The sequence below is a fragment of the Rhizobium sp. L9 genome, assembly GCF_002531885.1.
Lineage (GTDB): Bacteria > Pseudomonadota > Alphaproteobacteria > Rhizobiales > Rhizobiaceae > Rhizobium.
Genome location: NZ_NWSZ01000060.1, coordinates 1 through 7,400, shown reverse-complemented (window position 1 = coordinate 7,400; position 7,400 = coordinate 1). Strand labels below are relative to the sequence as shown.

At 57.0% G+C, this 7,400-nt stretch carries 6 protein-coding genes and 5 pseudogenes; 6 read left to right on the top strand and 5 right to left on the bottom strand.

Going from position 1 to position 7,400, the window contains the following annotated elements; genetic code table 11:
• The 3 genes and pseudogenes from CO660_RS34215 to CO660_RS31895 form a co-directional block, all read right to left on the bottom strand.
• Positions 1-150: pseudogene (locus CO660_RS34215) on the bottom strand (iron-sulfur cluster assembly accessory protein); the annotation flags it as partial.
• A 529-nt stretch (positions 151-679) separates the two neighbouring features.
• Positions 680-2,131, bottom strand: a complete 1,452-nt coding sequence (gene rpoN / locus CO660_RS31900; RefSeq protein WP_011053429.1) for an RNA polymerase factor sigma-54 — start codon at positions 2,129-2,131, stop codon at positions 680-682.
• A 75-nt stretch (positions 2,132-2,206) separates the two neighbouring features.
• Positions 2,207-2,746, bottom strand: a complete 540-nt coding sequence (locus tag CO660_RS31895) for a peroxiredoxin (protein ID WP_004678566.1) — start codon at positions 2,744-2,746, stop codon at positions 2,207-2,209.
• 527 nt (positions 2,747-3,273) lie between these two features.
• On the opposite strand from CO660_RS31895, the pseudogene CO660_RS34210 reads away from it, so the two are divergent.
• Together CO660_RS34210 and CO660_RS33050 are read left to right on the top strand one after the other, a co-directional pair.
• Positions 3,274-3,492: pseudogene (locus tag CO660_RS34210) on the top strand (cobyrinic acid a,c-diamide synthase); the annotation flags it as partial.
• Positions 3,493-3,549: 57 nt separating this feature from the next.
• Positions 3,550-3,639: pseudogene (locus tag CO660_RS33050) on the top strand (L,D-transpeptidase); the annotation flags it as partial.
• Here CO660_RS33050 and CO660_RS31890 read toward each other — a convergent pair.
• Both CO660_RS31890 and CO660_RS33560 read right to left on the bottom strand, forming a co-directional pair.
• Positions 3,629-4,345 (bottom strand): Crp/Fnr family transcriptional regulator, encoded by a 717-nt coding sequence (locus CO660_RS31890; RefSeq protein ID WP_010009905.1) that lies wholly within the window; start codon positions 4,343-4,345, stop codon positions 3,629-3,631. The pseudogene CO660_RS33050 and the gene CO660_RS31890 overlap by 11 nt on opposite strands.
• A gap of 596 nt (positions 4,346-4,941) precedes the next feature.
• Positions 4,942-5,115: a hypothetical protein gene (locus CO660_RS33560; protein ID WP_010009909.1), complete on the bottom strand. Its 174-nt coding sequence runs from the start codon at positions 5,113-5,115 to the stop codon at positions 4,942-4,944.
• Between the two features lie 306 nt (positions 5,116-5,421).
• Between CO660_RS33560 and CO660_RS31885 the strand changes: the two genes are divergently transcribed.
• From CO660_RS31885 to CO660_RS31870, 4 genes and pseudogenes are all read left to right on the top strand, one after another.
• Complete coding sequence (locus CO660_RS31885) at positions 5,422-6,600, top strand: cytochrome P450 (RefSeq protein WP_010009913.1); 1,179 nt, start codon at positions 5,422-5,424, stop codon at positions 6,598-6,600.
• 20 nt (positions 6,601-6,620) lie between these two features.
• Complete coding sequence (locus CO660_RS31880; protein WP_004678571.1) at positions 6,621-6,875, top strand: ferredoxin; 255 nt, start codon at positions 6,621-6,623, stop codon at positions 6,873-6,875.
• A 204-nt stretch (positions 6,876-7,079) separates the two neighbouring features.
• A pseudogene (locus tag CO660_RS31875) lies at positions 7,080-7,322 on the top strand (nuclear transport factor 2 family protein); the annotation flags it as partial.
• A 1-nt stretch (position 7,323) separates the two neighbouring features.
• Positions 7,324-7,400, top strand: a pseudogene (locus CO660_RS31870) (integrase core domain-containing protein); the annotation flags it as partial.

The following is a 7,400-nucleotide window of genomic DNA, read 5'->3' as shown; positions in this document are numbered from 1 at the left end:
GCCCTGGCCCTGGACGCTTTCTAGCCCCACCAGGTATTTGTAGCCGGCGCATCCACCTGCCTCGACCGCGATGCGAAAGCCTTCCGCCTGCTCGGCTCGGGAAAGCGTTACGTTCATGATGGCGGCGGCATTCTCTGTGAGCTTGATCATGGGATGATTCCTTTTTGTTCGATGGCGCATTTTCGGATTACCGTGCATGCGTCGTGCCAAGCGGTGAGGAAGGCCAAGAGTTCGATCAGCCCGCGTGTTGTATTCCTGCGTCGTCGAACATCGGAGATCTCGAAAGCGCGCCAACTCCAGAACGTCTGCCCGCGTATCTCCGTCTATCATTTTCGGTTGAGGCTCTCGTTGCCGCCGCACCGAAATCCCAGCGGTTCGGCGAAAATGAATGGGAGGCGACAACTGCTTCTAGATTTGTCGCTTGCGCGACATAAAAATTCTGCACGAGTTTTCGTGATTAACCGCTTAGCCCCTAAGCGCTTGGGCTATGGAACAGACATCTAATCTTTTCTGGAACGTCAGCTTAAGCGGCCGGAACAACTTTTGAAGCTCCCGTGACGAGGCTGCGGTCGCCAGCCCATATGAAGTCGATCCTCCATGGAGAGGACTAAGCACAATGTCACATGTGCCTCAGTTCCGCGGTTTTTGGGAAAAGGGCATCACCTACGGTACAAAGGACTTATCCCTCCGCGGCCGCCAGTACAAACCGTTTCTCCCGCCGGCGTTGCGCGGACGAGGGGATGTTCATCGCCTCGCGATATTTGGCGACTGTGCGGCGAGCAATGTCGACGCCTGTTTCCTTGAGCTTGGCAACGATGCCATCGTCGGACAGCACATCATGGAGCGTCTCTGCGGCAATAAGTGCCCTTATCTGATGGCGCACAGCTTCGGCCGAGTGCGCGTCACCGCCTTGTGAGGACGGGATCGCGACGGTGAAAAAATACTTGAGCTCGAACACGCCGCGGGGCGTGAGAATGTATTTGTTCGACGTTACCCGACTTACAGTGGACTCGTGCATGTCGATCGCGTCAGCGATGGTCTTAAGATTGAGAGGGCGAAGATGAGCAATGCCATCTTCCAAAAAGACATCCTGGTGGCGCACGATTTCGGTCGCCACCTTAAGGATCGTCGTGGCGCGCTGATCGAGACTCCGAACCAACCAGCTCGCGCTCTGGAAGCATTCGTTCAGGAATGACTGATCTTTCGAGCTTTGGGCGGTTAGGCGAGTAACTTGCGCAAAATAGGTTTGGTTGATCAGTACCTTGGGCAAAATCTCCCGATTAAGCTCGACGTGCCATCCGCCTCCCGGCGAGGGTAGGACGAAGACGTCGGGTATGATGGATTCCGACCTTGCGGACTGGAACTGGTTTCCAGGCTTTGGGTCAAGTGCACGAATTTCGTTCAACATATCGAGAAGGTCGTCTTCATCGACCCGGCAACGTCGCTTCAGTGCTCGAAAATCGCGTCGCGCAAGCAACTCGAGATTTGCGACCAGAGCTGCCATGGCCGGGTCGAACCGGTCTCGTTGGCGCAACTGAATCTCGAGGCATTCGCCCAGACTTCGCGCAAATATGCCCGGCGGGTCAAATAGCTGCAAAGCCTCAAGAACCCGCTTCACTCCAGCCTCAGGGCTATTTAGCCTCTCTGCTAGCTCCAGAAGGTTCACTTGCAGATACCCAGTGTCATCCAGATGGTCGGCAAGCGCGCCAGCAATCAGCCGCTCCTGGGGTGTGAAGGCAGTGAGGGCGATCTGATGGGCGACATGTTCGTGCAATGTCTCAGTTGAGGCGGCGAACTCATCCAGGGAAGGCCTTTCCCCCGGCGAAAGGTTGCCTGTGTCACGGATTGATTTCCAGGGACTAGACAGCTCAGGCATGTCCGTCCTGGCCGGTCCATCAACGTGGTCTTCGCGTGCGCTGATATTTGGATCATCCGCCGCAGTTGGCGATACGCCAGAAGCCCCGCCGTCATTCGACGCCAGGTCGAGAAATGGGTTCTTCTCGATTTCCTGTTCCACGAACTGATTCAGTTCGGTGTGCGCCAGCTGCAGCAAGCGAATAGACGCGATGAGCTGGGGCGTAATAACCAGCGATTGCTGCTGACGCTGATGAAGGCTTGTAAAGGACTTCATGGTTCGAGCAAAACTCCTATCATTCGGCGCAGGTGTGCACGACAAGTCGTAGCTGCTGGTCGTTGGCTTCAATGCTCATACGAAGGCTGGGGCCTTAAGGCATTTCAAAATGTTTTGCGGCGAAGAAACGCCATACGGATCGGTCGCGCAGTTGTCGCCAAAGCCTTCTTCCTCGAACCACCCCTCCACGACGCCATTATTGATCACGGCAGCGTAGCGCCAGGAGCGCAGACCGAAACCGAGATTGTCCTTGGCGACGAGCATACCCATTTTCCGAGTGAATTCTCCCGAACCGTCCGGGATAAGCTTGACATTTTTCAACCCCTGAGACTTGCCCCAAGCATTCATGACGAAGGCATCGTTGACGGAGAGACAGTAGATGTCGTCAATGCCATTCTTCTTAAACTCGACATAAAGACTTTCGAAATCAGGCAGTTGGAAGGTGGAGCAGATTGGCGTGAAGGCGCCCGGCAGCGAAAAAAGGATTACCCGCTTACCGCTGAAATAGTCGTCGGTCGTCTTGTCTTCCCAGCGGTAGGGGTTGGGACCGGATATAGACTCGTCGCGAACCCGCGTGCGAAAGGTGACAATAGGGACCTGCTTTTCCATGGTCATCAATGAAGCTCCTCTAGGAAAATTTATTTGCGGCCTCTCAGTCACGGCTAACACGAATCCGACCTCGGCCCACACGCCAGGGCAAGCAAGCGTCATGCCATTTGGCCTGAAGGAGATGGACTTGCGGTCAGCACAGGGCCTTCGTCGCCGCACTCGTGCGCTGCTCGTGCGGGCGAGCGAATTGTGAAGCCGTTGTGCCGCGCTGACGGCCGGGCGCTGTTTCGGCTACTTCCGACCGCATCTCGATCAAGGTTTCTCTGCCGCCTTTTAGAACCTTAGCATACTGCCCGCCAGTCCGGTCGCGGCGGGAAGGCGCGGGTCACGAGGTTTGAGGTTCTGCTCGTGCGTATGTCTACCCGCGCACGTTTTCTTGTTTGAAACTGCACAAGAAAGTTTGAGGTCCGACAAAAAGGGGGCGCCAGGCTCGGACCGCGCATCGAAAAATGGTGAAACGCAAACGGCTCCGATAATTTCGTCACAGAAGACGACGATGGCGGATATCCGCAGGTTGGGGGCGTGAAGAGCTCGCAGCCGCCAATATCGATCGGCTGATGCCGACCGGCACCCGGGTCGCGCTATGTAGCCTTTGGCCTACGAGCATTTGTTGCTCGGCTGACGTCGCCGCGGAGCTGATATTTTGTTCCTCTCACCGCTCACCGCTCAGCTCGCTGGCGACCTGCTGGGCGCCCGGCGCCGATGGCGACGCCACCCACCTGCCCGGCGGCTATCCCGAGCTGCAAGCCGGCGGCTCCGGGACTAGAAGTTTTCTCGCCCGGAATGCTCGATGTGGTAGCGCCCGGCACGTCCGTCTGCATCCCGACAATGCCGCCTAGTTCTTTACGCTGGCGCGCCAGGCTGGCCTTTCCAATACGCGGGTGGTAATTACCCGCTGATTTTCTTTGCGAGCGCATCCATGTCGGGCACGGTGATATGCCGGATGTTCTCGATGCGGATGACGCCCTCTTTGCGAAGCCGGGTCAACTGGCGGCTGACGGTTTCGATCGTCAGCCCGAGAAAGTCGGCAATCTCGGCACGCGATAGCGGCAGATCGAAGGCAGTGCTCGTCGCCGTCTCGGCGTGGGCGGCAATGAGGTGGAGCAGGCTTGCGACCTTCTCCTCGGCGGTCCGCCGGCCGAGCGTCAGCATCCATTCGCGCGCGGCATCCAGCTCATTCAGCGCCTGAGCGTGCAGGCTACGCTGCAATTCCCTAGTCTCCAATATCATGCGTTCGAGCAAATTGCGGGGGAACACGCAGATCTCCGCATCGGTCGCGGCCTCGGCCGACAGCGTGCTTTCGCGCACGAAGGGGCGGCCGACGAAATCGGGGGCGAATTGCAGGCCAACGATCTGCTGGCGCCCGTCCGACATCACCTTGCAGAGCTTCACCACGCCGCGCGTGATGTTCGAATAGAAAGAGTTTTCCGATCCTTGTGCAATGATCTCGCAGCCTGCGTCGACCTTGCGGCGCAGCGAGTGGCGGCCAAGTTCGCTAAGCTGGCCAGCCGACAAGGCGCCGCAAACGACGCCGTGCCGCGCCTGGCAGGAACGGCAAGCGACGGAAGTGCCAATCACGAGAACCTCACTGCGTGCGACGTCCATGTCCTGATCCCTTCGAAAACCGCCTATGCCGGACATGCCCGAGACGACCACGCGGCCGTTGCGACTTCGGCTATCCCTATTTCTTCCAGCGCGTCTTTGATGGCTATCAATTTCATCGGGATTGCGATTTGATCCAGATCAAATCTCCGTACCCACGCTCTTGCCGTGCCAGGCAGGGTAGTTTGTGGATTTGTTTCGGACGGCATTTTCGGCCCGCCGCTTGAGCGGGCTTTCTGCGGCCATCGCCTTCCGTCTCGGCGGACGGTAGGCCACCATACCCATTGCTGTCAGGCAACACCCAATCGGCAGATTGCCGCCGACTCTTAGGGTGGTGTCGTCGGGCTGGTAGAACTGACATTCAGGACAAAGGAGTAGCACGCTTCGAGCTGTTCCCGGAATTCCGCCGCTAGCTCGATGCCACAATTCAAAGCTACCCACCCTCAAGCTATCCCACTGCATCGCAGTACATCAGGACATTCGTTACTCGTCGCGCTGTCTCTGGCCCCCGGCTGTGGTGGCTGGAAAAAAGTCGCACCTGAATAGATGGCATCCGGCACCTGATGTCGGGTTTTGTTAGATACGCGACACGGCCTTGATCAGCCAATCTTTAGTTCTGCCTTGAGCCAAAGCGCTGAAAGGCAATTGAAAAATTTCTTTCCGGCCAAATCAATCAAATTGGCATGAACTTTGAAGTTCTTCTTGCGGGGCGGCAAGGACTGTCGGCCGGTTTCTTTGGTGACCGCCATGGAGCGGAGGAAATCAAAATGCATCTGTGCTCAGAACGCATTTACCGGAAGAGAGGTACCCGTGAAAATCCGATGTCGACCGGAAGGGCGGGCGAGGCATCCAAGAAATTTCGACTTCGGCCAACAAAGCAGCGTGGATTTCGAGCCGCACGGCGATCTGATCGCTGCATCGCATGTCATTGGCGCCTCGCGCTGCTGAGATTGGAAATCTGGCGCTCAACGATTTTGCTCGCTCCCTCTCCGAGGAGAATTCGTTCTCGGCGAAGGGGCTTTGATGACAGGAGAAAAGCAGTGGCTACCATTAGGGTTCCAGAACATGTCCCTCCCGAAATGGTGAAGGACTTCAGCCTGTTCACGTCGCCCGGCATGGAGCGCATGCCAAATGGGGATCCGCACGCAGCTGTCGCTTGCCTCCATAATGGACCGAGAATCTTTTATTCTCCCTGCAATACGCGCGATGGCCGAGGTACCTGGGTCATCGTTCGCGCTCAGGACCAACGCAAATTGCTGCAGGACACCGGAACCTTTTCCAGCCATCGGAGCCTTTTCGCCTCGGCGCTTGGCGAAAACTGGCCGCTGATCCCGCTTGAACTCGACCCCCCGGCTCACAGCGTGTTTCGCTCACTTCTCAATCCGCTGCTTTCGCCCAGGCGGATAATGGAGCTCGAACCGGCGGTCCGTGATCGGGCGATTGCGTTGATTTCCAAGATTTCCGCGTCGAGCACAAGCTGCGACATCTTGACGGACTTCGCCTTTCCTTTTGCGGTTAGTATCTTCCTCCGTTTGCTCGGCTTATCCGATGAGCGCCTCAATACATTCGTGGGCTGGGGGAAGGACCTGCTCCACGGCGACGGCATCAGACGAACCGCAGCCGCCCGAACAATTTTGGCGTTCATCGATGAACTTGCAGCGATGCGCCGCAAAGAACCGGCCGACGATTTCATGACCTTCGTCGTGCAGGCAAAGGTCGACGGCCGCCTGTTGAGAGACCAGGAAATCCATGGAATAGGCGTGCTTCTATTCGTCGCGGGACTGGACACCGTGGCAACGGCGATCGGCTTTGACCTGGCCTATCTCGCGCGCAATCCGACAGAACAGGAATTGCTGCGGAGCAAACCGGATCGAATTGTGCTCGCAGCCGAAGAACTGCTTCGCGCCTATTCGACCGTGCAGATGATCCGTGTGGCGACGAAAGATATCAATTTCGAAGGCGCGCCGATCCGTAAGGGGGACTACATTTCCTGCGCCACGATGATTGCCAATCGTGATCCGGTGGAATTCGAAAATCCGAACACGATCGATTTGGCACGAGAAGACAATCGCCACACCGCTTTTGCGTACGGTCCCCATCGCTGTCTTGGATCACACCTTGCCCGGCGAGAGATCGTCATCGGCCTGGAGGAGTGGCTGTCGCGCATCCCTGACTTCCGTATCAAGGATGGTACGGCGCCCATCACCTATGGGGGCCACGTGTTTGGAATGGAGAATCTGATCCTGGACTGGTCCTGATAATTGAGAGGAGGAAAGACATGGAGTACCGTATGCGCGTCATAGTGCACACTTCCAAATGCCAAGGTCATGCAAGATGCTGGGCCCAAGCGCCCGAAATATTCAATCTTGACGACGAGGGATACATACTGCCCGGTGCAATCGATGTCGAGGAGAGGGACGAACTGTTCGCGTCGCGAGGCGCTCGATCCTGCCCTGAACGTGCGCTGGAGATAGATTGCGTTTCGGATGCGTTGCTCGATCGCCTTTTGTTCAACCAACATTGTGGGGGTTGAAACGCAACGCAACTGGTGCATGACGGCGCCGTCGCTGTCCAAACACCTTACCCGCAGCTCTCCCATTGATGTCTACTTCTAAGGGCAGTTGTTTACATGCATGCCTAAGCAGAGGGAGGGTTTTTCCTTACGTCAGCCGAGCAGTTGAAAGCTGGCTGCGTCACTGGATGGGTAAGCGCCCCGATATCAGATGTGCGACAAGCGATGAAACACAAAAAAATTACCGAATTGCTCGACCGCGAGGCGCTCCGCGACTGCCTCTATCGGTATTGCCGCGGGATAGACCGCGCCGATGAAAGGGCGCTGCGCAGTTCCTACTGGCCCGATGCACGTGACAATCACGGGACCTATTCCGGTTCGGCCGAGGGCTTCATCGAGTTCGCCCTTGGTGTCTTCAAGACGGGACCGCGCAACATCCATCAAATCACGAACATTCTGATTGAGTTCAAAGCCGACTGATAATGCTTTCATCGAAGCGTTCAATGGCCGCTTCCGTGCAGAATGCCTGAACCAGCATTGGTTCCT